The organism is Anaerolineales bacterium (assembly GCA_030583885.1).
Classification (GTDB): Bacteria; Chloroflexota; Anaerolineae; order Anaerolineales; family Villigracilaceae; genus Villigracilis.
Map to the genome: position 1 here is coordinate 3,895,987 of CP129480.1, position 25,957 is coordinate 3,921,943.

Consider the following 25,957-nt stretch of genomic DNA (forward strand, 5'->3'; position numbering starts at 1 on the left):
AGAATGCCGACAACGAACCTGCCCATTCCCGAATCCTACTGGGTTGAAGAAAATCGTTTCCTCGCGGGAGAATATCCCGGAAGCCAGGATCCTGAAACCGCGCGCCGCCGCATCGAATCTTTTCTCGAAGCAGGCATCCGCACCTTCATTGACCTGACCCATCCGCATGAACTCGTCCCCTACGAACCCATCCTGAAGGAACAGGCGCGCATCCACGATCTCAAATTCTCCTATCATCGCTTCGCCATCCGTGATCACGGCATTCCCTCATCGAAAACGATGACGGATATTCTCAATCTGATTGACGATGCGATCCATTATGACAGCCCCGTTTATGTACACTGCTGGGGTGGAATTGGGCGCACGGGGATCACGGTGGCATGCTATCTAATTCGGCACGGCCATCAGGCGGATGAAGCCCTTTCACGCGTGGCCGAATTGTTCAGCACACGCCCGCCAGGTTATTTTCATATGACCTCCCCTGAAACTCCAGCGCAATTCGATTTCGTCCGCAACTGGTGGGAGGAGCCACCCTCCGTCCACAAATCCCGTTATTGCGAAGGATGAACTGGCACGCGCGTTACCTCCAGCAAGCTGCATGGACGCAGGACCTGTGTGCCTATCTCTTTGAAAAGGCGGGGCTTTCAAACGCGAACCGTGTACTCGAAGTGGGATGCGGCACCGGCGCAATCCTGCGCGGGATCCATTCCTCCGCTCCGCTTCACGGTCTGGACATTGAACCTGCCTCGCTCGCTGAATGCAGAATCCACGCCCCGGCGGCCTTGCTGACACACGGCGACGCGCACTCCCTGCCATACCCAGGCCGCTCCTTCGACATCGTCTATTGCCACTTCCTCCTGCTTTGGGTGAACGATCCATTGCAGGTTCTGCGCGAAATGGCGCGGGTTGGGAAGACCGTGTTGGCCCTGGCAGAACCCGATTACAGCCGGCGCGTGGACGAACCCGCCGCACTCAAGCCGCTCGGCAGGTGGCAGGCCGAGTCATTGATACGGCAGGGAGCGGACCCGGCCTTCGGCGCACGGCTCGCAGAGACCTTTCATCGGGCGGGAATCAGGTTAATTGAAACAGGACCCATTCAAAGCGCGGATGAGAAGCGTTCCGCCGCGGAGTGGGAAAATGAATGGGCGGTGATCGAAGCTGATCTGGCTGATTCCGTCCCGGGCGGGGAAATCCAAAGAATGAAGAGATTGGATGAACAGGCCCGCAAGAGCGGCGAACGCGTGCTGCACGTCCCCACTTTTTTTGCGTGGGGCAGGAGTTAATTGCCGGCGAACTTCGAAGAAATGGAAGTATAATTTTACACAGTGATTTGGAGGCCGTTTGGAAACGTTGGAACAGGAAGCTGGAATTGAAAAAGGTGAAGCTACAGAGGAAAAAACGAACTGGGGGCGGTTTGTGCTGGATATTATCGAAACGCTTGTTTTGGCTGTTGTTCTATTTGTAGGCATCAACCTGGTCTCTGCCCGTGTCCGCGTGGACGGGTTTAGCATGCGCCCCACGCTGGAAGATGGCGAGTTCGTGCTGGTAAATAAAATGAGCTATCGTTTCGGCGAGGTGGAACGCGGTGATATTATTGTGTTCCACTTTCCATTGAACCCGAGCGAGGAGTTGATCAAACGCGTGATCGGCCTGCCCGGTGACCGCGTGCTGGTGGAAAATAACCAGGTGTTCGTGAACGGGCAAATGCTCAACGAAGCGTACATCGCGCAGGCGCCCTTGTACTCCGGTCAATGGACGGTTGAGGAAGGTACTCTTTTTGTTTTGGGCGATAATCGCAACAACTCGAACGACTCGAAGGATTGGGGATTTCTGCCCCGCGAAAACATGGTCGGCAAGGCGGTATTGATCTACTGGCCTCCGCCCATGTGGAGTCTGCTCGAACATACGGAAGCGCTTGCCTCGCATTAGGAATTTATATGAGCAATATGGAACACTTAAACCCATCCGACATCCCATGCAATGAATGTCATGCAGGCGTAATGCTGCCGCGCCGCATCACATACTTCACCTGGCTCGGTGAGGAGTTGATCACGGTGCCGCACTTCCCCGCCTGGATCTGTGACCTGTGCGGCAGGCGCGAATATGACGAAAAAGCGGTCCAGTGGCTGAACATGATCCTGGACCCGAACGCCGGCAAACCGACCACGAACCAGCGTCGCAGGCCGCCTCCCCCCAGACCCCACAGCGGGGCAAGCCGGCCCCTGCTTGACTCTTAATCGAACAGGATTCCACACGTGTCCCTCGATTCATCCCCGCGCACCCACCGCTTCCTTCCAGCCGATATTTTAACCTCCGGCTATCGTGTGGTTGGCAAGATCATGGTCACCAGCCAGGGCGCCATGGGGATGTTAAATGACCCCACGCACTCCACTGTGGACGTGAACGATGCGCGCACGGCGCGCCTGCATATGCCCACAAAACTTGTCGACCATTTTGAACTTGTGCAGATGATGAAGAGGCAGATGCACGCAGTCTGCATGGCGCGCCGCGAGGACCTCGGACCCCACGCCCTGGTGCGCGGCGGGTATGCAAACATCGTGGAATACCCTGTGCGAATCGCCACGCAGATCTTCGAAGTGGAAGGCACCATGGAACTGCCGGGGCGCTTTGACTTCACCGCATTGATGACGGACGGCTCGCGTGATTTTATCCCGTTGTTCAATGCCAAACTGACGGCCATCCTCATCCCAAACCTGCGCGTCGAAAGTGCCGGCATTCTGGTCAACCGCAGGAGGGTTGACCTGATGGCATTGCTGAACCAGCGCTTAAAACCAGAAAATTAACAGGTAAATCGCTTGACTGACATGGGAGGGGATGATAGAATTCGCCCGCTCTAAAAATAGAGCCCCCATCGTCTAGAGGACCAGGACGCATCCCTTTCAAGGATAAAACCGGAGTTCGAATCTCCGTGGGGGCACAAAAAAGAAGTCACGATAGGTGGCTCTTTATATTTTTTAAAACCAGAGTCCCCACAAGGGGATGCTATTCGAATCTCCGTGGGGGCACCAGGCAAAAAGAGTCATCAATGGGTGGCTCTTTCTTCTTTCATAAGATAACATTGACATAATAACCATGTTGCGTATAATCGCACATAAGTAGACCCGCGCGAAGACAAGTACTCATGCACCTGTTCAGAGAGTCGTCGGCCAGTGCGAGACGATCAGCCAGATGATGAAATCCCCTTCGTTCGTCCTTACAGCGCGTGCGGCATCAAGGACAAGGTCATTCTCGCACAGGCACATGCCATAAGAGAATCGGGCAGTACCCGTTACAGTACACTCCGAGGCCCCCGCCCGGCCTGCCCCATTTTCGCGAACATGAGGCAGGTGCTCCGAAGGAGCGCTGGGGGTAAAAGCAGGTGGCACCACGAAACGCCCCTTCGTCCTGCAAATGGACCGGGGCGTATTTTTATCCCTGCACACGGAGGTGCAATATGCTGGATATCAATTTAATTCGTGAGACACCTGAGGTTGTCCGCAAGGCGCTGAAAGACCGCCAGATGGACGCCTCCCCTGTGGATTCGATCCTGCAGTTGGACGAAAAACGACGTACCCTGCTCGGTCAGGTGGAGACGCTCAAAGCCGAACGGAACGCCGTCTCAAGGGAGATCGGGCAAATGAAAGAGGCGGCAGCCCGCGGGGCGAAGATCGAGGCGATGCGCGTCGTCGGCGACAAAATTGCAGAGTTGGACAGCCAGGTCGCGGAAGTCGAATCCGAACTGAACGGGCTGACATCCACGCTGCCAAATATTCCCGACAAACGGACTCCATACGGAAAAAGTGAAGACGAAAACGTGGTATTGCGCACGATCGGCGAACCACGCAAATTCGATTTCACCCCGCTTCCTCACTGGGACCTCGGGCCTGCTCTTGGCATCATTGATTTTGAACGCGGCTCAAAATTGACCGGCTCCCGCTTTTACGTCTTGCAGGGAGCAGGCGCACGTCTGCAGCGCGCCTTGATCGCATGGATGCTCGACCTGCATACCAGCCAGGGACAGGGCTATCAGGAGGAATATCTGCCGTTCATGGTGAAGACGGCGGCTGTATATGGCGCGGGTCAATTGCCCAAGTTTGCGGATAATCTATACAAGGACCACGAAGAGGACCTGTATTTTGTGCCGACGGCGGAAATCCCGCTGACGGGTTTGCATATGGACGAGATCATCGAAGAAGCCGCACTGCCGAAACTGTATACGGCCTACACGCCCTGTTTCCGCCGTGAAAAGATGAGCGCGGGACGCGATGTGCGCGGCATCAAACGCGGACATCAATTCGACAAAGTAGAAATGTATATTTATTGCAGGCCCGAAGATTCGGAAGCCATGCACCAAAAGATGCTGAAGGATGCGGAGGAAACCTGCGCCGTGCTTGGCATTCCCTATCGCGTCAAGCAGCTTTGCAGCGGCGATCTCGGCTTCGGCGCTGCAATGACCTACGACCTTGAACTCTGGGCACCCGGTTGTGACGAGTGGCTTGAGGTTTCGTCCGTTTCCAACGTCACCGATTTTCAGGCACGCCGCGCGAATATCAAATATCGTCCCGCGGACGGCGGCAGGGTAAAATTCCTGCACACCCTGAACGGCTCAGGTCTGGGTCTGCCGCGCACGCTTATCGCTGTGATGGAAAACTATCAGCAGGCCGACGGTTCGATCATCGTTCCCGAAATCCTGCGCCCGTGGATGGGCGGCATCGAGGTTATCAAACCCTGACCCTGTAAAACTTTCGGGATTCTTATCCGTACATGATATCGGGAGTTATACTTGCTTCCGATGTCGTATTTAAACAAGGAGATCTGATAACAATGGATCCCATTTCTTGGGAGTTTTTGGGGCAGGTGGCTTTGGAAGCACTGACCCTGTTCGTGTTATTGGCGGGCCTGGCCGGTTTGTTGATCCCGATCTTCCCCGGTCTGACCATCATGTGGCTCGGGACGCTGGTCTATGCGGTTGTGCAGGCGGCAAACGACAAAATGACCTGGGTCGACTGGGTGCTTTTCACGGTCATCACCCTGTTAATGATCGGCGGCAACATCATAGACAACATCATCATTGCCAAGCATGTGCGCGACAAGGATGTGCCCTGGAGTTCGATCCTGTGGGCCTTCGCGGCCGGCATCATCGTCAGCATCATCTTCACCCCGCTGGGCGGGATGGTGGCCGCGCCGGCCGGGTTGTTCCTTGCAGAGTGGCGGCGTTTAAGGGACAGGCCGGCCGCGCTTGCCAATACGCGGGCGTGGATGACGGGCTGGGGCTGGGCCATTGCAGCTAGAATGGGAATCGGTGTTATCATGACCGTGCTCTGGATGCTTTGGGCATGGCTGTAAATATAACGACAAACAGGAGATGAAAATGGGTACCTTTACTGAAGTTCTTTCCGTGATCGGTTTTGTGGTCCGCGCGCTGGGCTTTGCCCTGCTGGGATTCGGCGTGGGGCGCTTCACCATGGATGCCTACAAAAAAGCCGCCTGGCAGGTGCAGATCGCACTGGCGGTCGGTTTCTTCGGCCTGCTCGTCGGGCTGACAAATTATTCGAGCGCAGGCTCGATGGGTATGTTCGCCCTCGGCGCGGGCGCGGCTTTGCTCATGGCTTTTTCCACAAAGAAGGAAGGGGATGGGGAAGAGGCGAAGAAGTAGGATAAAAAACGGAAGTCGGTCAAACGACTTCCGTTTTTTATCATTTCTTTACATTCCGCGCCGCCTCGATCAGCGCGGATTTGAACCTCTCTCCCGCCGCATCCTTCCCCAACCCAATAAATGACATGGAGTTTTCGGGTGCATCCGTAAACCTGCCCGAGACGTTAACGCCCGTATCGGGGATCATCGAGTAAAACTGGCTATTCTCATAATCTTCCACAGTGATATCCGTCAATTGAGCCGAGCGGGCCAATGCAGGCTCGTTGTCCGATTTGATGATCTGTACCAGCCAGCGCTGGGTAAGGATGAGCACCATGTTCACGGTTTTTGCACCCGGCCCCGCAAATACTCCCTTTTTGATCTTCACCGAAGCGGCTTCCACGCACATGATTGCATCGTCCAGGATTGACCCAAGCTCATATTGCTCGATGTGCTTGTCAGCTGCCGCTTTCATTTCGGGCGACATCCCTTGGAGGGTTATTTCCATGGTGGCACGGTTGTAATCTCCCATGGTTACTCCTTCGTAAATCTTTACGGTCAATTAAAAAGGAACAGCCTTGCCCAGCATGGCTGTAAGAAGTTTCACCGAATTCTTCAGATCATTGTAATCCACCATCTCAGAAGCCGAGTGAACGTAGCGGCATGGGATTGATAGTGCGCCGGTAATCACGCCTGCGCGGGAAATTTGAATCTCGCGCGCATCGGTGCTGCCGACCAACAGTACCTCGCGCTGGTAGGGGATCCTCGCTTTCTCCGCTGTGGTTATCATCCAATCCACAACGCGCGGGTCGGACAACATGCCAGGGTCGCGGAATTTCACGCAGGGACCCCTGCCAAGCTCCATCGCCACCTTGAGGGAGGCGGGCGTGTCACCTGTGGCGGTCACATCGACCGCAATTCCGATCTCGGGATCAATGCCATACGCTGCCGCGCCTGCACCGCGCACACCGACCTCCTCCTGCGTGGTAAAGACAAAATACAGGTCGTTCGGTGTGGATACAATTCGGCGCAGCGTCTCAATCAATACCGCCACACCTGTGCGGTCATCCATCGATTTGGCGACCAGGCGGTCCCCCATTTCCATGTACGATCTTTCAAAGGCGGCAAAGTCACCGACCTTGATGGGGCAATCCTCCTTTTTGGTTGCACCCACATCGATATACATTTTATTGATCGGCACGGCATTGTCTGCCTTTTCAAGACGGTCATACCCAACCACGCCCGTCACTCCATTCATAAAGCGGACACGTGCACCGAGTGTGTACCTGCCGAATGTCCCGCCCACGCTGGTAAAACGCACAAATCCTTTCCGGTCAATATGACTGGCAATGACACCGATCTCGTCCATGTGCGCAGCAAGCATGATCCGCTTCGGATTTTTGGAATTCTTCACAGGTTTCCTGCGCACGATCAAATTACCCAGCGCATCCACGCGCACTTCATCGGCAAGCGGCTTAACCTCCTTCATCACCACCTTACGGATTTCATCTTCATAGCCCGAGGGGCCAAATGTTTCAGCAAGCGTTTTGAGCAATTGCTTCATTGAATATCATCCTAATGAAAAAATTTCGCCGGCAACATAACTTGTATCGCCGTCTTTTGTAAATAGATGCGCCTTCGATTTTCCAATCACGGTCCATCCGCCGCCAAGCGTTCCAACCACCGCAGTGTCTTCGTCAATCCCCAGCAGCGCCTCACCGACCTGCAGTCGTTTGCGCAAGGCGAACAGGAGCGGTTTCCATAGCACCGGAAATGCGTCAAAATGCGGGATGATGATTGCAACCGGCATGATCCCGAAAACGGGTATGGAACGCAGGCCCAGCGCGCGAAAATCAGGGATTTCCCTGGCCAGGATCATTGCGCCTGCCGAACAGCCCGCATACACGCCGCCGCGCCCCCACACTTTTTGCGCGGATCGCCACACCAGGCTATCCTGCATGGTTTGATGGAGATAGGCAGGATCGCCGCCCGAAAAATAGACGACATCCGCCTCCTCCACCGCCGCAGCATGCTCCGCATCGTTGGCGGATTCTGCATCGATGACAGGAACAGCCCGAACGTCCGCGCCGAGGCGGGTGAAATGATCCACACCCATGTTGGACCAGCGGGTGATACTTGCATCACCTTCGCGCCCCGCCGCGGTCGGCAGACAGACCACGCGCGGCCTGCGTCCATCCGCCCCGCTGTTTGCAAGCAGGTGACCATCCACGTCATTCATCACGGGTAAATATTCACCGGATCCTACTAAAGCGATCAATCCGTTCATGTTTTTCTTTTTAACAGATCCGGCGTCATATTCTTCAAGGCCGTGTGCAATAAATTCAACGTATTCTTCCAATCCTCCAGGCGCGATACACTGATGGGCGAATGGGTGTAGCGGTGCGGCACGGAAACCGAGACGACCGGCACGCCTGCGCGGGATTGTTGAATTGCGCCCGCGTTTGTCCCGCCCCCGCCCGGCTGACGGAATTGATATGGAATTTTATTTTTAAGCGCTGTGGCTTCAAGGAATTTGACAAGCCGCGGATCGTCAATGGTGGATGAGTTCGCCATGTAAATGGCCGGGCCCAGCCCAAGCTTTGTATTGTAGGTATAGTTTTCCCTGCCTTCGAAATCCGGCAGGTCGCGTGAAGGGGTCGAATCAACCGCAATGGCAAGATCGGGGTCGAAATAATATCCCGCCACTTTTGCGCCGCGTAATCCAATCTCCTCCTGCACGCTGAAGGACATGCATAATTCAATATTCCCCGGAGCATTCTTCAGCAGCTCGATCAGAATCGCCACGCCAATGCGGTCATCAATGGATTTGGACAGGATGGATGGCCCCGAAATCCTGAACTTTGTTGCAAAGGTGGCACGGTCGCCCACGCTTGCTTTTCCCTCGGGACCCAGGTCAATGCGCATCGCGTCCACTTCAATGGCGCTTGCGCGCTCTTCCGCAGTGGTCATGTGAATGGGTTTCGCGCCGATCACACCGACGACATGGTCCTTCCCGACAATGACCTGCTTGCCGGCCAAATGACGCGGGTCAATGCCGCCGACGGTTTCAAACTGGAAGAAGCCTTCACCGTCATCCGCCACGATCATGAAACCAACCTCGTCCATGTGGGCATCCAGCAAAACGCGCAAGGGTTTTTTACCTGCACCTTTTTTTCGCACCAACACACTTCCGAGCGCATCCACCTTTACTTCATCCGCGTGCGGCTTCACTTCCTCCAATACAATCCGCCGCACTTCCCCTTCCTCCCCGGAAACGGCCATGGCATTGCATAATTTTTCAAGCAGGTTGATCTGTGGTTTGCCAATGGATAACATGGTTATTCCCAAACGATCTTTTCAATAAAATCCGCTTCGAGCGAAGCGACAAATTCCGCCAGCAGGCGCCCTGCGCGTTGAATGTCCTTGATCGCCACCAGCTCCACGGGAGTGTGCATGTAGCGCTGCGGAATGCCCATCACCATCGTCGGGATGCCTTCGGCAACCAACTGCATTGCGTCCGCATCCGTGGATGAATACTCGGGCATCAAATCATCCGCCATGGGTATTTCAATTCGTTCGGCCACTTCTTTAAAACGCCGATATAGGAACGGGTGGATGATCGGGCTGATGCCCAGTGTCACACCCTTGCCAATCGCAAATGTTTGATACCCGCTCGACCCCGTCCCCTTGCCAAAGGTCATGTCCACTGCAACGGCAATGGTGGGTCTGATTTGAAACGCGGATGTTTGTGCGCCGCCAAGCGTGACCTCCTCCTGGACGGATGCCAGCGCCCATACATCCCAGATATGCGACTTGGCCTGCAATTCCTCAAGACAGATCGTCAGCGCAGCGACGGATGCGCGGTTATCCAGCGTGTGACCGCTGACGCATCCAGCAGACATTTCAACTGGTTCTGTGTTAAAGGCGACTCTGTCCCCAACCCTGACCCGCTTCGAAACCTGGCTGGGAGTGAGTCCCGTATCCACCATAAGGTATTTCAGGGGCATCGCGCCCTGCCCCTCGCCATCGGGCAGGAGGTTGGCAGGCGGCATGACGACCACACCATATAGATCCTCCCTGCTCCCCGAAGCATGGACAAGAACAGGCGTGCCGGGCAGGACGCGCGAATCCACGGCGCCGATGGCTGTGACATATAGGAATCCGTCCACAATACGCGAGACCATTAAACCGATCGCATCCATGTGCGTCGCAATAAGCACGGACGGGCGCGGGGACTTGTCAGCAGAGTGAATGTTTTTCTTTGGCGACCCCTTTCTCAGTCCATGAATCGAACCGAGTCTGCTTCGCGTGAGTTCATCCACCAGCGGAGACCACTTCTTTTCGATCAGGTCGGCAACCGGGGTTTCATATCCAGATAAACCGGAGACGGAGATTATTGATTTTAGAAATGGGAGAATATCGCTCATGTTCTAACCTGAAAGTTTTTCATGCGCTACAGGATGAGAAACCACGCAGGTCTCTCGAGAGCAGCCGCTAGGGCAGGGCGGTTATGGAAGGGGAGGCGGTAAAGGGAGGAGTCAGCGTGGGAGTGAAGGTCAGTGTGACGCTGGGGGTAAGGGATGGCGTGAAAGTCGGCGTCAGGGAGGGTGTCAGCGTGAATGTTGGCGTATCCGTAGCCGGCTGGAAAGGTGTGTTTGTAATGGTTGGAGTTTCCGTTTCAGTTGGCGTGGGGGTTTCAGTGGCCGTCGGCGTGGTGGTTTCCGTGAAAATGAGCGGGGTTTCCGTAAGCGTGGGAGTCGGCGTTTCCGTCTGGGTGATGGTAGCCGTGGGGGTTGCACGTGTATCCGGGGCAAATGAAAGCGCGATAAATCCCGCGCAATAGCAGGGGATGGTGGCGATGATGACCGCAAGGATTCTCATGCGGCGGCGTGCGCGGGGTGTCTCCGAATCCAGCATAACGCTTCGATTATAATCCATCATTAACCTTAGGAAACGCCACACATATGATTCCCCTTCATCTCCACATTTCAGGCTTCTTATCCTACCGCGACCCGATTGACCTGGACTTCGATTCATTTGAACTGGCCTGCATCTCAGGCCAGAACGGCGCGGGCAAATCGTCCCTGCTGGATTCGATCACGTGGGTATTGTTCGGCGAAGCACGCGGCAGGAGCATGGATGTGATCAATCTGAATCAGGATGTCAAAGCGGCTGAGGTGGCTTTGACTTTCAAGTACGAAGGCAATATTTATCGCGTACAGAGGACACTGCCGCGCGGAAAGTCCACAGTGCTCGAATTTCAGGTGAAGAATGAAAATACCTGGAACCCATTAACTGAAAAGACCACCCGGGATACACAGGCGCGTATTGAACAAACCTTACGCCTCGATTACGATACTTTCATCAACGCCTCCTTCTTTCTACAGGGCAAGGCGGATGAGTTCACGCAAAAGAAAGCCAGTGAACGCAAAAGTGTGTTGAGCACCATTCTGGGATTGGAGATCTGGGACACCTACAAGGAGCGCACCGCAGACAAACGCAAGGCGCTCGAGGATGAAATCAACTCCATTGACGGGCGCACGGCGGAAATCGATGCGGAACTCTCGGAGGAGGATGTGAGAAGGAATCGGCTGGCGGAACTTGAAAGCGCATTGAAGCACCTATCGGCGGCGAGGGAAGCGCAGGAATCCGCTTTGGAAAACATCAAAAAGAATGCAGCGCTGCTTGATGAACAGCGAAAATTTGCGATGGCCCTATCCGCTTCGCTTGAAAGGTCGCGCAAGGACTTATCCACTTTGGAGAGCCGCCTCGCCGAAAAAGAAACCGAACGCGCCGGGTACGCGGATCTGGTGGCGCGGGCAAAGGAGATCGAAGGGGCATACAAAACCTGGCAAAAAGCACGGGCGGACCTGGAAGAGTGGGATAAAACCGCCGCTCAATTCCGCGAACATGAAAAGGACCGCGCCCCCTTGCTCGAGAAAATTGCAGCGGAAAAGGCAAGGCTGGAGGAGGAAAGGCGCTCTTTATTAAGCGAAGAGCAGGCGGTTGGCGGGCAGAAATCCGCCATTGATGATTTGAAAAATGAGATCGAGAAATCACGTGCGCTGCTTGACGAAGCAGAGGGCAGGATCAAAGAACGCATTGACCTGGAGAATAAAAGGAACAGTGCGCGTGAAAAGAACGCGGCCTTGAAAGTTGAAAACGAGTCACTGCGCAGGGAGATGGATGAACTCAAGGAGCGTATTGACACTTTGAAAACTGCCGAAGGCGCGGATTGCCCCCTGTGCGGTCAGCCATTGAGCAGGGAACATCGCAAATCCACTTTGAAGCAGCTTGAAGAAAGCGGCAGGGAAAAAGGCGACCGCTTCCGTGCCAACAAAAAGGAAATTGAAGGCACTGAAAAGCAAATTGCAAATTGCGAATTGCGGATTATGCAGTTCACCGATTTGGAAAACGAGCGCGTACGGTTTTCAAACAGCATTTCACAATTAACCGAACGCATGCAAACCCTGCAAGCCCTCGCAAAGGACTGGGATAAGACGGGCAGGAAGCGCCTTGCAGAAGCGACAAAATCGTTGGAAAGCGGAAAGTATGCAATCGAAACACAAAAAGGGCTCGCCAAACTGGACCGGGATCTTGCCAAACTCGGCTATGACACCGCCGCGCATGACGCCAAACGAAGGCAGGTGCTCGAACTGCGCGCGGTGGAGGAGGATTTCCATAAACTTGATAAAGCCCGCGATCTTATGAAGCAGGTCGAAAAGGAAATGAAACGTATCCAAGATGAGAGGGGCAGGAAGCAGGACGAGGTTGAAGAGAACGAAAAAGCCCACCACAATGCCGCCCAGGTACTGGCGCGATCGGAGGCTGGCGCACCGGATATTCAGGAGGCGGAGGGTAAACTCTTTGCACTGCGCGAGGATGAAAACCGCACCCGCGATGAAGCCGGTGCAGCGCGCCAGCGCGTGGAGGTGCTTGCCACCCTGAGCGTGCGCAGGGCGGAGTTCGAAAGCCAGCGCGAGGAACTCAATCAAAAGATAATTCGCCACAAGACGCTTGAGCGCGCCTTCGGCAGGGACGGTGTGCCTGCCCTGCTGATCGAACAGGCGTTGCCACAGATCGAACAGAAAGCCAATGACCTGCTCGATCGCTTGAGTGACGGGCACATGTCGATCCGCTTTGTCACGCAGGAGGCCTATAAGGATAAAAAGCGTGATGACTTGAAGGAAACGCTCGATATCCAGATCAGCGATTCGGCCGGCACGCGCGATTATGAAATGTACTCAGGCGGCGAGGCATTTCGCGTGAACTTTGCCATCCGCCTCGCGCTCTCTGAAATCCTTGCCCAGCGCAAAGGCGCGCGCCTGCAAACCCTCGTCATCGACGAAGGCTTCGGCTCGCAGGATGTGCAGGGACGGCAAAGACTGATCGAAGCCATCAATACCGTCAAAAATGATTTTGCAAAGATCCTTATCATCACCCATCTCGAAGAACTCAAGGATGCCTTCCCGAACCGTATCGAGGTTGAAAAAACGGAACGCGGCAGTTCGGTCAAGGTAATTTAATGGCCTTTCTCTTTATTTCAACTTTTCTATTTATTGCAGGGCTTGTCATCATTCATTGGGTGCACAACCAGTATCATCTTGATATCATCGTCACACCCAAAACGCCGCCCAGCCGTGCGCCGCTTGTCTCCATCTGCATCCCTGCACGCAATGAAGAAAAAAATATTCGCAGATGTGTCGAAGCCGCATTGGTACAGGATTATCAAAATCTCGAAGTCATTGTTCTGGATGACCGCTCCATGGATGCGACGCCGGCTCAATTGGAGGAAATTGCTTCCCGCGATTCTCGCCTCATGCCAATCCACGGCTCGGACCTACCCCCAGGCTGGGCGGGCAAACCCCATGCCTTGTACCAAGCCTCAGCCGTCGCCCGCGGCGAGTGGCTGTGCTTCGTGGACGCGGATACCTTGCTTGCGCCGCAGGCATTGTCGTCCGTGTTGGCAAAGGCTTGGGAAACAGAAGCAGATATGTTCACGGTTATGACACGCCAGATCCTCGGCTCGTTTTGGGAGAAGGTCGTCATGCCGCTGGTGATGACCGCGCTCTCCGTTGGATTTTCCCCGCGTAAAGTGAACGACCCATCCCGACGTGATGCCATCGCCAACGGACAGTTCATCTTCATCAAGCGTTCGGTCTATGATGCCATCGGCGGGCATGAAAGCGTCAAAGACCAGATCGTGGAAGATAAAGCCATCTCCGAGCAGGTGAAATGGAACGGTTATCGGCTCGTCGTGGCGGACGGCTCGCACGTGGTCAGCACGCGCATGTACACATCCCTCGCGGAGATGTGGGAAGGCTGGACGAAGAATATCTACCTCGGCTTGCGGGATCATCCATCCATGCTGTTGCTGGGAGCCTTCGGCGCAACGCTCGCCCTGATCGCGGCGCTATTTTTACCTGTCTGGCCTCTTCTTGGAGTTTTCTGGTATTTCAACGGAGACGGCTGGATGGCGATTGGCGTTATCTTTCAATCCCTGCTGGTTTGGGGCGCGTTGATTTATGCGCGGGCAAACGTGGCACACGGGATGGGCATCTCCCGCTGGTATGCGTGGACAACCCCGCTGGGTGCAGGCGTGTTTGCCGCCATGATGTTGACTTCCGCATGGAAGGTGATATCCGGGCAGGGGGTTACCTGGCGGGGCAGGAAGTATCTTTCAAGTTTGTGACATAAGTCCTTGATGAATTCGTTGTTTGCGTGGAATGATGCATAAGTACACGTAACTGTATCATTCAAACATATTCAAAACGAAGGAAAAAAGAAATGAAAAAGATTGTGATGTTCGTCTTGACGGGGATGCTGTTGTTGAACGCGTGCGCCGCGCCGGGCAGTGTTTCCATTGAAGTGAGTGGTACCTGGGCACGTTCCGGGTCGAAGGATGGGAACAGTGCGGCCTACATGCTGCTGTTCAATCAAACAGGGCAGACGGATCAACTGATCGGCGCTTCGTCGGATGCCGCTTCAGCGGTTGAGATCCATTTAAGCCAGATGAGTACGGACGGCGTGATGCAGATGACCCGGCAGGAGGCGATAACACTCCCATCGAACGCGATGCTGGAATTAAAACCGGGCAGTTATCACGTCATGTTGATCGATCTCAAGCAGGATTTGGCGGCGGGCGAGAGCATCGAGATCACGCTACATTTCAGAAATCACGCGGATGTTATCCTGACGGTCCCAATCCGGGACGCAGCCGATATGGGCGGTTCCGGCATGGATGGACAGAACATGCCATAAAAATCTGCGCTTCCAGCGCTGTGGATTGTCCATTCGCCCCGCCGCTTCCCCACAGTGGCGGGGCTTCGATTTCCTTAGTGTAGCCCTCAAAGGTCGGAAATGACTTTTTTGTGGAATCAGGACAGGGTTAATGGTGAAACATGATTTTATCCAAGCGATGCCATTTCTCGCATTCAAATTAAGATAGAATTAGTTTAAATTCTGCTTATCAAAGATTCAGTTTACGGCCAAAATTGTGATAAAAGTTACAATCAAAATTTGAATACTCTTTTATACTAAGTGCACGTTAAGTTTATGCGAGGTCAGCCTATGTCCAAACTTCCCATCATTGCCATCCTGGTTGCGGTCCTTGCTCTGGGATATTTTGCGCTGGTGTCCGATGCCGCCGCCTACGGTGGGAGCGCGCCGGAGACCTGTGCGAACTGCCATGCGATGGATTCGCAGTACGAGAACTGGTACCACGGGGGACATTCCAACTGGGCAAAATGCACCGACTGCCACCTCCCCCACAGCAATTTCATTGTGTATTATGCCGAGAAGGGGCGGCAGGGCGCGAAGGATACCTATGCCTTTGTAACGGGGAACATCCCTGAGTTAATGCGTGCGGAGGACAAAACGAAGGAGATCGTGCAGGAGAACTGCATCCACTGCCATGAAAACACGGTGGAGGAGATTGTAATGGGGGAACAGGAATTTGACCGCTACTGCTGGGACTGCCACCGCTATACCGCGCATGGCGCACGAGGCGGTTCCGGCGCGCCCTATCAAGATTCACATCTTTATCCGACCAAATAAGGAGAATGTTCATGAAACAATACACCACTCTCATTCTGGCTGGTTTGGTGATCGTCCTTGCCGCCGTTTTGATCGGCGTTCTAACTTATGTACGGAGTCATCCTGTACAGGAACGCGCCATCCAGCCGCTGGTGGAGATTGCGGCGATGGAACCCGATTCTTCGGTATGGGGCGTGAATTTCCCCAATCAATATGACACCTTCCTGAAGACCAAGACCAACAATCTGGATACGACATACGGTGGTTCTTCGGCGTTCTCATGGCTGGAACGTGACCCGCGTCAGGTCATCCTGTTTGCCGGATACCCGTTCAGCGTGGATTACAACGATGACCGCGGTCATGCCAACGCTTTGCAGGATGTACGCGAGACCAAACGCCTCAACCTCGACGTGAGCAATCCCGCCCGCACCCCGGGCACATGCTACTCCTGTAAATCCTCCGACAATCCCGGCCTGTGGGACCGTCTCGGCATGGAGGCATACGATGCCATGTCCTTTGTGGAACTTGGCGATCATATTACCGAGCCGATCGGTTGTGCCAATTGTCATGAAGCAGGGACAATGCGTTTGATCGTCACCAACCCTGCGCTGGACGAAGCCCTCCAGCGCCAAGGCAAGGATTGGCGCACCTTCACCCGTCAGGAGATGCGAACGGTGGTCTGCGCGAATTGTCACGTCGAGTATTACTTCAAGGGTGACGGAAAATATCTCACCTTCCCCTGGGATAAAGGCACAAAAGTCGAAGATATGATCACGTATTACGAAGCGGCAGGATTCAAGGATTGGACATATCCCGAAACCGATACCCCCATGCTCAAGGCCCAGCATCCTGAGTATGAATTCTTCACTGCAGGAAGCACGCACTACAATGCTGGTGTCTCCTGCTCAGATTGTCACATGCCCTATGTCCGTGATGGCGCAAGCAAGTATTCCACGCACGATGTCAAAAGCCCCCTGCTCAACCCGGAGCCAGCCTGCGGACAATGTCACACCAACGTCGAGTACGTGGTGAACCGCGTCAACCAGATCCAGCAGCAGGTCGCCAGCACCAAGATCGCCACCGAAGACGCCATCATCGACGCGATCAACGCCATCAAACTTGCTGCTGCCAACCCCGGTGCAGACAAGGACCTGCTTGATCAGGCGCGTACACTTCACCGCGAAGCGCATTTCATGTGGGACTTTATCTCCGCTGAGAACAGCACCGGCTTCCACAATCCCGAATACGCGCTCGAAGTGCTCGCGAAAGCTACAAACCTTGCGCGGCAGGCACAGATGTTCGCTGCGCAGTCCGTGGGTGATACCTCCCTGCTTGCCACCGGCACATACTATCCTTCGGAATAGACACAACACAGCCAACTCCCCGTCAGCAATGGCGGGGAGTTTTTTTTATTACAGGAACATTTTGCAGGATAACATCGTCAAAGGTGACAAGGAGAGAAAAAAATGAAAAAGATAATTTTATTAATGCTGGTACTTATCCTCGCTGCCTGTTCCGCTGCCACGCGGTCGGAATACGATCAAAGCCTCAAGAAATGGGATGACGCCGATATCACCCACTATCGTTACACCCTCTTTATCGGCTGTTTCTGCCCGTTCGCGCAGGACATGCCCCTCATCATCGAAGTAAAGGACGGCGGGATGGTTTCGATAACCCGTTTCGACGGCACACCGATTGAAACGACGGATCCCGCCTACGATACGTACGTATCCTATGCGACGATTGACCGCATCTTTCTTAAGCTGGAAACTGCTCTTTCAGGTGAGGCGGATGACGTCATTGTGGCGTATGACTCGGTGTACGGATTCCCCGCCAACATCGCCATTGACTACATCAAGGAAGCCATTGACGATGAATTGTCGTTTCAAATCTCGAGTTTTGAGGTGTTGGAATAGCACAAAGTGACGTCACTTTCGGAAGTGTCCGTCACTTGCTCTTATCAATTATAAGGCTGTGCCCACTGGTCAAAGATTTCCCTGTCCATGATCTGGATGCGCCGGTCCTCCACCTTGATCGCGCCGCTGCGTTCCAGTTCCTTCATGGAACGGGCCACCACCTCCCGTACCGTTCCCAGTCTCGCGGCAAGCTGTTCCTGCGTCCAGTACGGCGCGGACCGTTCCTGAGGCATCTCCGCGATCAAACGCGCGAGGCGGTGGGTAACCTGATAGAAGGCCATTTCGCTCACCATCCGCACCATGCCGCGCAGCATCCTGCCGAAGTTCACCAATACCTTTTGAGCAAATACAGGGTGCGCTTTGACGAGTTCGCGTAATTTCCCGCTATTGATCACCCAGACACGGCATGCCTCCAGCGCCTCGACGTTGGCGGGATTCGTCCCTTCATCAAATGCAGGGACCTCCGCAAACGTATCCCCCTCCTGCAAAATACGGACAATATACTGCCGCCCCTGCGGGGAAAGGCGGAATATCTTGGCGCTTCCCTGTTCAATAATATACAGACCATCGCAAGGGTCGCCTTCCCAGAACAACACATCCCCGCGCTGGTATTCGCGCAGGTGCATGTATCCAGCAATATCTCCCAGCATGTCTTCCGCAAGATCGTCAAAGTATTCATTACCCCGCAGGACCTTCACTCTTTGGGCAAGGTTCGCTTCCATGGATTTCATGTCTGGGATTATATCTCACCCAGCAAAACATGGTCCGCGCCACGATCGATCTCCCATGGATAGACAATGAACGCATCGGTGGTCGCCGCATAGTAATCAGGGCGGACACTTCCAAATAAATTGCGATACGGGTTGAAATGCAGGACGCAGGTCTCCGGGAAACCGCCTGCCGCAGAGACGCGGTTCTTCACCGCCGTGATCGTGCGTCCCGACCCCCAGACATCGTCCACAATCAGGGTGGGGCGTCCGCGCAATTTATCCTCTGCAGGGAATTGAATGAACTGGGGCCAGGCCATGAAAGCCGATGATTCCTGGCTCTGCATCTGCGCGGGAAAGTCCACGGCGGCGGTGAGGATGTGGGTAATGTCCATCGCCTCGGCCAGCAGCCCGCCGGGAATGATCCCGCCGCGCGTGATCAACACCATCGCGGTAAACTCGCGGCGGAGCTGGGGAATCAGGTGGTCAATTAATTTATCCACCTCCTCCCAGGAGACCACTTCACGGCGGGGTTCAGACGGCATATCGTTAATTCCTTGTGAGATACGAATTCAGCGAGGCAAGTTTTTATTACGCCAGAGCAGCTGCGAGCGGCGCGGGAGCCGCCACCTGCACGGACTTCCCTTCTGCCGTGGCTTTTTCCACGTCACGCGCCCAAATATAAAGGCAGGTGCTGTACGCTGTTCTGGTATAGGAGCTGAACAGGCTCGAGAGCATCACGATCGAGAAGAAGATCAATGCCCCAATGGCAATGCCCGCAATTATAATGACGGTGCTGCCCCCGGCCACATAGGCGATCCCACCGCCGACGGCAAGACCGAGCACAAGGCCGATCATGACGACCACAAAGCTGATCAAACCAGTGACAAAGCGCACGCCCACCGTGCTGATACCGATCAGCAAAAGGTTTTCCCTGGTGATCTTCACAATGCGTGCCAGACCGTCCTTGAGATTTAGATCGTCGATCACCATGGCGGGCAGAACCAGGAGGGCGGCTTCGGTCCATAACGCTTCGACGGCCCGCATGGCACTGCGCAGGATGCCGGCAAGGACATTGTTCTTTTTATTGTTTTGGGTCATATTGCGAAGGACACCCACCAACGTGGAAACCGCCGCAAGAGTAAGGATGTCGAAGAAGTCGCGGCGCACGATTACCCAGGCCTCATCCATGCGGCCATCCCCCGTGGTGAGATAGCCATAAATCAAACGGATGGTCATGGCCGAGAAAACATAGGTCACTGTGAATTGAATGAACATCAGGATGGCACCCAACACACCCATGATGATCTGTCCAATTTGACCATCGCCCAACAGGACGGCTGTCAGGATGATCGGGATGATCCCGATGACCGAGATGATCATTCCCACGATCAATGCATAAACGGACGGTTTAAGCAAATCCTTGTCCTTGAAGGCCATGCTCCAGGCCTGTTTTAGGAAGGACCAGCCGCGTGAAAAACTTTCCATATCTCACTCTCCTGTTAAAAGATAGGCTGATTATAGCAAAAACCCCGCATTCGGATGTAATGGAATTGCAGGGACGCGATGGAACGTATGCATCCTCTATTACTGTATAATCACCCGCATATTTTATATTTTAGGAGATTGCCATGTCCGCAACAACGCGAGCGAAACCCTACCTGAGCCTGCGCTATAAATTATTAATCCCCTTGATGACCCTCGGCATTGTCATCTTTATCCTGAGTTATTTTGGCGCGCGAAATTACCTGAGAGCCACGATCTACAATGTAATGGAGGAGGATATCATTTCCATCAGGGACTTCGTCGCCGCCTGTATGGACGAAGATGTGCTGCAAGCACTGACTTCAGGAAGCGCACAGTACGATGCTTCCGCAGGGTGGCCTGCAGGCATGACCGACCCGCGCTACTGGGAGCAGCAAGCCTGTCTCGATGCCGTCCATGACTATACCTCCCGCGCTGAAATGTACACCTATTATGTGGTGGACGAAAAGACACTCGCGTACGGGCTTGACCAATGGACGACGTTATTCCCGGAAGACAGCTTTCCCCTCGGCGATTTGATCAGCGAGGTGGATAACAATGTGGAAGACCTGTGGTTCGGGCTGGATGATACCTATATTTATCCCGAGCTTGAATATGATGAAGAACTGGATCTCTATTATTTTGCCGCCGCCACACCGCTCTTCAATTCAAGCGGCAATGTTGTGGGCGGTTTGTCCATTTTTCTGGATGCAGGCTGGGCGGTCGAGAACCTTCAGCAACTTTCCACAAACCTCCTGATCATTTTTATGGGTATTTTTGCCGTGATCACCATCCTTCTGCTGGCAATTACCAGAACTACCATGTCCGAACTCAGCGCCTTGCAGGCCACCTCCCAGCGCGTTGCCAATGGGGACTACACCCCCATTGCCATAAAACCTCATACGCTGGATGACGAAGTATCCACACTTGCGCGGTTATTTAACATCATGCTTGATAAGGTCCGCGTGCGTGAAGAAACTCTGCAAAAACAGGTCGTTGAATTAAAAATTCAAATTGACATTGAAAAACGCAGCAAGGATGTAAAGGAAATTGTGGATACGGAATTCTTCCAGGATCTAAAACAACGCGCCACAGACCTGCGCAAGCGAAAAAACAAAGGCATGGAATAGACGGGATATGCCCCTACAACAAACTGATTGGATCAATTTCAATCCGCCAATCGCCGGGCCGGATGTCACGCAACAGCGAAACAGGATCCGGTCCGCGCAGGACGATCTGCCAGCGATACTCACCGTTCTGCTTTGCATAAAAGCACGGCACGGGTCCGATCAATTCTGTTTGATGACGGTCCTCCGCTTCGATCCTGACCTTGAGCCTGTCCGCCAGTTTGGCGGCGTCCGCCTCCGCCTTGAGATTATCCGCATGGCGATACTCCAGCCGCGCCAGTTTTGCGAATGGCGGATAACCTAATTGTTTGCGGTACTCCAACTCGCGTTGATAGAAACCGTTCACATCGTGTCCCGCCGCAAATCGGATCGCGTAATGCTCGGGCATGAAGGTCTGCAAAATGACCTTGCCGCCGCGCGAGGAGCGTCCCGCCCTGCCCGCCACCTGGGTAAGTGTTTGAAAGACCTTTTCACTTGCAAACGGGTCAGGCAGGTTTAACCCTACATCGGCAAGCACGATGCCAACCAGGGTCACCAATGGCAGATCGAGTCCCTTCGCAAGCATCTGCGTGCCGACCAGCACATCCGCCTGGTGATTGACGAAGTGCGTCAGGATAATCTCATGCGCGCCCTTTTGACGGGTCGTATCCCAATCCCAGCGTAACGTCCGCACCTGCGGGAACATGGATTTGATGTCCGCCTCCACCTTTTCGCTGCCCAAACCATACTCGCGGATCTGGTCGCTGTTGCATTGCGGACATTTGCCAGGTCGTTTGCGTGAATATCCGCAGTGGTGGCAAAGCAGCTGTTCCTTATTTTCCAAATGCAAGGTCAGCGGCGTTTCGCAATTGGGACACTTCAACACATACCCGCAGCCCCGGCAAAAGATGTACGTGGCGGTGCCCCGGCGGTTGAGGAAGATGATGGCCTGCTCATTGCGTGAGACCGTCTCCGCAAGCGACTCAGCCAGGCTGCGCGAGAAGATTCCGCGATTGCCGTTCTTCAATTCCTCGCGCATATCCACCACCTGCACCGGAGGCAGAACAGAATCAGTGACACGCTTTGGCAAATCCAGTATTTCGATCCTCCTGTTTTCCGACTGGTATCTTTGTTCCACGGTTGGCGTGGCGGAACCCATCACACAGACTGCGCCGCATAAATGCGCATACTCCTGCGCGGCGGTTACTGCGCTGTAATATGGCGGCTCGCTTTGATAATACGAAGCATCGTGGCACTCATCCACAACGATCAAACCAATCTTCGGCAGGGGTGAAAACAATGCCGAGCGTGCGCCAATGATGACGTTTAATTTCCCGTCACGAGCACGCCGCCAGGTATCGTATCGTTCGCCTTCCGAAAGTTTCGAATGCACCAATCCAACCTGCCCGGGGAAACGCGATAGAAACCGACGGACCGCCTGCGGGGTGAGCGCAATTTCAGGGACCAGAATGATCGCCTGTTTGCCGCGCCTGACAACCTCCTCCGCAGCGCGTACATAAATTTCCGTTTTGCCTGAACCCGTTACGCCATGAAGAAGAAAGACCGAGGGTTTGTCCTGGTTTTCGTCAAAGGTTGAAACACGTTCCAGAATTTGTTGGAGCGCAATGATTTGATCAGGCGTGAGCGCCAACTCATTGTTTTTTTCCTGATTCCCGATCTTCCCCAACGGGTCTCGAAAAATCTCGTTTTCAAACAGTCGGATCAAACCGCGCTCTTCGAGTTCCTGCAGGTCCGCGAGATTACAGCCTGCTTCGGCATAGATCCATGACAGGTTGATCGCATCCGGCTGTTGAATAAGAAATCGCAGTGCGGCCTGACGCCTCGCCAGAGTCTGTTTCGTGGAACCGAGCGATTCCATCACCGCTTCAGCCGCTTCGGGCTTAACCGACAGTTGAGCGACGCGAATATGCTTGGGTCTCACCCGGGCAGGCGGCAGAACGTTCCTCGTGGACAGCACGCCTTTCTTTACCAAAATGTTCGCCGTCTTGCGCCAGTCCACTTTGGCGAAATGGGAGTCGATCTGGCGTCCGCGCAGGGTGCCGCGATCACGAAGAAGGTTGACGAGACGTGTTGCGATCTTCGATGTTTCGTCTTCGTAATCTTTTATGCGCAATTCGAAGGATATATCTGCTTGTTGGGACAAGCCAGTTGGAATCATCAACCCCACGATGGCAGCCAGCGGATTCAGCGTGGACTCTGCCATACGAATGGCAAGTGCAATTTGCGGCGGAGTCAGAACAGGGGCAGGATCGAGCAGGTCGGTTATCGGCTTGGGATTCTGGATGGGGGAGGCATCCGTTAATTCGATGACAATGCCCTGCACCGTCCGCTCCCCAAACGGCGCAACAATGAGACAGCCCGCCTGAATGTGCGGGGCAAATTCCGCAGGAATGGAATAATCAAAAAGCCCGGAGATTGCAGAAACGTTAACAGCGATGCGCGCATACATGGAATGATTATAATGGTACAAAGGTTGAAAAAGGAGCCCCCATGACTATAACCATCATCGGCATTGGAGCAGCTGTCATCGTAATTTCGGTGGTCCTGCTTGCGTTCATGTTCATCAAATCCAATCAGGTCAACCTGACGAAAAAAACGGAGGACAAACCGGAATGGATGCGCTCCACTCCGCCGCCGGAAACGGTTGAAGCAACCACTGCCAGCCAGGGCGGCGTGGGGCTGTATCACCAGGAGGAGGGGGAGCGGCTGGCATCCCCGTTTGCCGAGCAACTGGAGGATATTCTAAAAGCCAGATTGGCGGCGGATCCGACACTGAAGGATTTTACGATTGACCTTGCAACGGGTAAAGGCTATGAACTGGAAATATGGGTGAACGGCAGCAAGTACACATCCATCGATGAACTGCCGTCCGAAAAATTAAAGAGTGTGTTCCGTGAAGCGGTGGATGAGTGGGACAGCAGGAAGTGAGCCAACAAGGCATGGCGCAGGGGACAAGCCCTGCGCTCATGATTTAATGACAACAGCCGCGCCGTACCCCACCACGGACGAATAATCTTTTGTAACGTCGCCCGATGTGGCGTAGTGCAGGATTTGGACTTTATCCGCACCGAGGCTCTGGGTGGCCCAAAGTGTTGCGGCAACCGCAGCGTGTCCGCAGGCGAAGCCTTTGCCTGTATGTTCGGCTTCGAAGATGGAAGGGGGATCGAATGACTCAAAACGCCGCAACATTTCGTGGTCCAGGAGATTTGCAGTCCCTTGATCGTAGAAATGGGAGAGGTCGGTGGAGGCGACGATGACGGAGTTTTTGTTTTTGAGTATGTGCGCCAACGCCAGCCCCAATTTTTGGGCCACGCCCTGCTCCTGTGCGCAGATCATCACCGGCAAAAGCTTGAAGCCATTTTGGAAAACGCGCTGTAAAAACGGGAGCTCAATTTCGAGTGAATGTTCGTTGTCATTTGGAATGGGGGTGATGGGGATGTCGAGATTTTTTTGCAGCTCTTCCAGAACGGATTCATCCACTTCGATGCTGCCAAGAGGCGTGGCATAGGCTTGATGGCTGGTGGTAATGAGCGGATACGGTGCGTAGTTATGAAACGGCGAAAGGATTACAACCAGTTCGGGGCTGAGTCCGCGCAGCGCGGCGAAGGCGTACGCGGCAACTGCGCCTGAATATGTATGACCTGCGTGGGGGGCGATGACGGCGATGATTTCCCCTTTGATTTCAGGCACGCTTGCTTCCGCAAGATACTTATCCACGCGGGCGGCGAGGGATTTTGGATTGCCTTCGTACCACGTCCCCGCGATGGGAGAGGGACGGAGGTCAAGCACGTTCATGAATCTATTGTAGCATTAAACAATCAGTGCAAATATTGAATTTTCCTCCCATTTGGATTATAAGACCTGCATGACCCTTCAAACCTTTCAAACCCTCATCCCGCCCGGCTTTATTGACCTGGGCGCCGGCGACCCTCAACTTGAACTCCTCCCCCTGCAATTGCTTCGCACTGCCGCGCAGGAGCGGCTCGGTCAAAACGACCATGCCTTTTTGCAATACGGCGCCGAGCAGGGCGATGGATATTTCCGCGATGCCCTCGCAAACTTTTTAACGCCGCGGTACGGCTTTCCTGTTTCTCATGACGGACTTTTCGTCACCACGGGCATCTCCGCGGCGCTCGACCTGCTCTGCACACTTTACACAAAACCCGGTGACACCATCTTAGTGGAGGAGCCGACCTATTTTCTCGCATTGCGCATCTTTGCAGACCATGACCTTAACGTCGTCTCCATTCGGACCGATGAGGCGGGTCTCGACATGGACGCTTTATCCGACGCCTTGAAAACACACCGGCCAAAATTCTTCTACATCATCCCCACCTTTCAAAACCCCAGCGGACATACCCTGCCGCCCGAACGCCGCGAGCAGATCGTATCCCTCGCGCAAAAGCATGATTTCCTGATCTTCGCAGACGAGGTCTATCAATTCCTTTGCTACACGCAGGCCCCGCCAAAACCTTTCGGCGCATACATTGACTCGGAACATGTGATCGCCTTAAGTTCATTTTCAAAAATCCTTGCGCCCGGTCTGCGGCTGGGATGGATGCATACCCACCCAGCCATTATGCACAGGCTCAACACCTGCGGCCTGCTGGACAGCGGCGGCGGAATGAATCCATTCACTTCTGCCATTCTGCGCACTGTGATCGAAAGCGGCGGACTTGAAAAAAATATTGCAAAACTTGTGAAAGTATTCAGCAAACGTGTAAAAACCATGGCTGAATCCCTGCGAAGACATGTACCGCAGGCACAATTCACCACACCGCACGGCGGATACTTCTTCTGGCTGCGCCTGCCAAACAATGACACACAGGAAATCCAAAAAAAGGCGCAAGCCCATCAAATGGGTTTGCGCCCCGGTATCCGCTTCTCCAGCCGGAATGGTCTGCGGGATTATATGCGATTAAGCATTTCGTTCTACGAAGATGAGCAAATCAGCGAAGGCATCTTGCGATTAAAGAATTGCATGGAGGGAAATTAAAAGGCGGGCATCTCTGC

Annotated in this window: 28 protein-coding genes and 1 tRNA gene; 18 read left to right on the forward strand and 11 right to left on the reverse strand. The window is 54.2% G+C overall.

Features of this window, described 5'->3' with window-relative positions:
- The first annotated feature begins 3 nt into the window (after positions 1–3).
- The 9 genes from QY332_19540 (at position 4) to QY332_19580 (ending at position 5,656) form a co-directional block, all read left to right on the forward strand.
- Positions 4–567, forward strand: a complete 564-nt coding sequence (locus QY332_19540; GenBank protein ID WKZ35810.1) for a protein-tyrosine phosphatase family protein — start codon at positions 4–6, stop codon at positions 565–567.
- Complete coding sequence (locus tag QY332_19545) at positions 564–1,283, forward strand: class I SAM-dependent methyltransferase (GenBank protein WKZ35811.1); 720 nt, start codon at positions 564–566, stop codon at positions 1,281–1,283. Before QY332_19540 ends, QY332_19545 begins: the two co-directional genes overlap by 4 nt.
- A gap of 58 nt (positions 1,284–1,341) precedes the next feature.
- Complete coding sequence (gene lepB / locus QY332_19550) at positions 1,342–1,929, forward strand: signal peptidase I (protein ID WKZ35812.1); 588 nt, start codon at positions 1,342–1,344, stop codon at positions 1,927–1,929.
- Positions 1,930–1,937: 8 nt separating this feature from the next.
- Positions 1,938–2,237 carry a YgiT-type zinc finger protein gene (locus QY332_19555; GenBank protein WKZ35813.1) on the forward strand — a complete coding sequence of 100 codons (300 nt, stop codon included), beginning with the start codon at positions 1,938–1,940 and terminating at the stop codon, positions 2,235–2,237.
- Positions 2,238–2,255: 18 nt separating this feature from the next.
- Positions 2,256–2,804, forward strand: a complete 549-nt coding sequence (locus QY332_19560; protein ID WKZ35814.1) for a hypothetical protein — start codon at positions 2,256–2,258, stop codon at positions 2,802–2,804.
- 61 nt (positions 2,805–2,865) lie between these two features.
- Positions 2,866–2,938 (forward strand) — tRNA-Glu (locus tag QY332_19565).
- Positions 2,939–3,454: 516 nt separating this feature from the next.
- Positions 3,455–4,732 carry a serine--tRNA ligase gene (serS, locus tag QY332_19570; protein ID WKZ35815.1) on the forward strand — a complete coding sequence of 426 codons (1,278 nt, stop codon included), beginning with the start codon at positions 3,455–3,457 and terminating at the stop codon, positions 4,730–4,732.
- Positions 4,733–4,824: 92 nt separating this feature from the next.
- Positions 4,825–5,346 (forward strand): DUF456 domain-containing protein, encoded by a 522-nt coding sequence (locus QY332_19575; protein ID WKZ35816.1) that lies wholly within the window; start codon positions 4,825–4,827, stop codon positions 5,344–5,346.
- A 25-nt stretch (positions 5,347–5,371) separates the two neighbouring features.
- A complete protein-coding gene (locus QY332_19580; protein ID WKZ35817.1) occupies positions 5,372–5,656 on the forward strand; it encodes a hypothetical protein in 285 nt (94 codons plus the stop codon).
- A 40-nt stretch (positions 5,657–5,696) separates the two neighbouring features.
- Here the strand turns inward: QY332_19580 and QY332_19585 are convergent, their stop codons facing one another.
- The 6 genes from QY332_19585 to QY332_19610 form a co-directional block, all read right to left on the reverse strand.
- Entirely contained in the window at positions 5,697–6,167 is a 471-nt protein-coding gene (locus tag QY332_19585) for a hypothetical protein (GenBank protein ID WKZ35818.1), read from the reverse strand.
- Positions 6,168–6,197: 30 nt separating this feature from the next.
- Positions 6,198–7,199, reverse strand: coding sequence for a M42 family metallopeptidase (locus tag QY332_19590; protein ID WKZ35819.1), 1,002 nt, complete (start codon positions 7,197–7,199; stop codon positions 6,198–6,200).
- 6 nt (positions 7,200–7,205) lie between these two features.
- On the reverse strand, positions 7,206–7,922 hold the full coding sequence (locus QY332_19595) for a Type 1 glutamine amidotransferase-like domain-containing protein (protein ID WKZ35820.1): 717 nt from the start codon (positions 7,920–7,922) through the stop codon (positions 7,206–7,208).
- The gene (locus QY332_19600; GenBank protein WKZ35821.1) at positions 7,919–8,971 is read right to left on the reverse strand and encodes a hypothetical protein; all 1,053 of its coding nucleotides are present in this window, start codon (positions 8,969–8,971) and stop codon (positions 7,919–7,921) included. The genes QY332_19595 and QY332_19600 overlap by 4 nt, the downstream gene beginning before the upstream one ends.
- Before the next feature lie 2 nt (positions 8,972–8,973).
- The gene (locus QY332_19605; GenBank protein WKZ35822.1) at positions 8,974–10,062 is read right to left on the reverse strand and encodes a hypothetical protein; all 1,089 of its coding nucleotides are present in this window, start codon (positions 10,060–10,062) and stop codon (positions 8,974–8,976) included.
- A 67-nt stretch (positions 10,063–10,129) separates the two neighbouring features.
- Positions 10,130–10,576 carry a hypothetical protein gene (locus tag QY332_19610; protein WKZ35823.1) on the reverse strand — a complete coding sequence of 149 codons (447 nt, stop codon included), beginning with the start codon at positions 10,574–10,576 and terminating at the stop codon, positions 10,130–10,132.
- Between the two features lie 23 nt (positions 10,577–10,599).
- Between QY332_19610 and QY332_19615 the strand changes: the two genes are divergently transcribed.
- The 6 genes from QY332_19615 (at position 10,600) to QY332_19640 (ending at position 17,586) form a co-directional block, all read left to right on the forward strand.
- Entirely contained in the window at positions 10,600–13,161 is a 2,562-nt protein-coding gene (locus QY332_19615) for an SMC family ATPase (GenBank protein WKZ35824.1), read from the forward strand.
- Positions 13,161–14,327 carry a glycosyltransferase gene (locus QY332_19620; GenBank protein ID WKZ35825.1) on the forward strand — a complete coding sequence of 389 codons (1,167 nt, stop codon included), beginning with the start codon at positions 13,161–13,163 and terminating at the stop codon, positions 14,325–14,327. Before QY332_19615 ends, QY332_19620 begins: the two co-directional genes overlap by 1 nt.
- Before the next feature lie 95 nt (positions 14,328–14,422).
- Positions 14,423–14,896, forward strand: coding sequence for a copper chaperone PCu(A)C (locus QY332_19625; protein ID WKZ35826.1), 474 nt, complete (start codon positions 14,423–14,425; stop codon positions 14,894–14,896).
- 309 nt (positions 14,897–15,205) lie between these two features.
- Complete coding sequence (nrfH, locus tag QY332_19630) at positions 15,206–15,691, forward strand: cytochrome c nitrite reductase small subunit (protein ID WKZ35827.1); 486 nt, start codon at positions 15,206–15,208, stop codon at positions 15,689–15,691.
- A gap of 11 nt (positions 15,692–15,702) precedes the next feature.
- Positions 15,703–17,034, forward strand: a complete 1,332-nt coding sequence (locus tag QY332_19635; GenBank protein WKZ35828.1) for an ammonia-forming cytochrome c nitrite reductase subunit c552 — start codon at positions 15,703–15,705, stop codon at positions 17,032–17,034.
- 102 nt (positions 17,035–17,136) lie between these two features.
- Positions 17,137–17,586: a DUF6174 domain-containing protein gene (locus QY332_19640; protein WKZ35829.1), complete on the forward strand. Its 450-nt coding sequence runs from the start codon at positions 17,137–17,139 to the stop codon at positions 17,584–17,586.
- Between the two features lie 44 nt (positions 17,587–17,630).
- On the opposite strand, the gene QY332_19645 is transcribed toward QY332_19640, so the two are convergent.
- From QY332_19645 to QY332_19655, 3 genes are read right to left on the reverse strand one after another with little or no spacing between them, the layout of a single operon-like run.
- Entirely contained in the window at positions 17,631–18,317 is a 687-nt protein-coding gene (locus QY332_19645) for a Crp/Fnr family transcriptional regulator (GenBank protein ID WKZ35830.1), read from the reverse strand.
- An 8-nt stretch (positions 18,318–18,325) separates the two neighbouring features.
- Positions 18,326–18,838: a phosphoribosyltransferase family protein gene (locus QY332_19650; GenBank protein ID WKZ35831.1), complete on the reverse strand. Its 513-nt coding sequence runs from the start codon at positions 18,836–18,838 to the stop codon at positions 18,326–18,328.
- A gap of 46 nt (positions 18,839–18,884) precedes the next feature.
- A complete protein-coding gene (locus tag QY332_19655; protein WKZ35832.1) occupies positions 18,885–19,781 on the reverse strand; it encodes a hypothetical protein in 897 nt (298 codons plus the stop codon).
- 143 nt (positions 19,782–19,924) lie between these two features.
- Between QY332_19655 and QY332_19660 the strand changes: the two genes are divergently transcribed.
- On the forward strand, positions 19,925–20,947 hold the full coding sequence (locus QY332_19660) for a methyl-accepting chemotaxis protein (protein ID WKZ35833.1): 1,023 nt from the start codon (positions 19,925–19,927) through the stop codon (positions 20,945–20,947).
- Between the two features lie 13 nt (positions 20,948–20,960).
- Here the strand turns inward: QY332_19660 and priA are convergent, their stop codons facing one another.
- The gene (priA, locus tag QY332_19665; GenBank protein ID WKZ35834.1) at positions 20,961–23,393 is read right to left on the reverse strand and encodes a primosomal protein N'; all 2,433 of its coding nucleotides are present in this window, start codon (positions 23,391–23,393) and stop codon (positions 20,961–20,963) included.
- A gap of 41 nt (positions 23,394–23,434) precedes the next feature.
- Here priA and QY332_19670 point away from each other — a divergent pair, with 41 nt between their 5' ends.
- The gene (locus tag QY332_19670) at positions 23,435–23,872 is read left to right on the forward strand and encodes a hypothetical protein (protein ID WKZ35835.1); all 438 of its coding nucleotides are present in this window, start codon (positions 23,435–23,437) and stop codon (positions 23,870–23,872) included.
- 36 nt (positions 23,873–23,908) lie between these two features.
- Here QY332_19670 and amrB read toward each other — a convergent pair whose 3' ends face one another.
- Complete coding sequence (amrB, locus tag QY332_19675; GenBank protein WKZ35836.1) at positions 23,909–24,739, reverse strand: AmmeMemoRadiSam system protein B; 831 nt, start codon at positions 24,737–24,739, stop codon at positions 23,909–23,911.
- Between the two features lie 70 nt (positions 24,740–24,809).
- Here amrB and QY332_19680 point away from each other — a divergent pair, with 70 nt between their 5' ends.
- The gene (locus tag QY332_19680; protein ID WKZ35837.1) at positions 24,810–25,940 is read left to right on the forward strand and encodes a PLP-dependent aminotransferase family protein; all 1,131 of its coding nucleotides are present in this window, start codon (positions 24,810–24,812) and stop codon (positions 25,938–25,940) included.
- Positions 25,941–25,957: the final 17 nt, after the last annotated feature.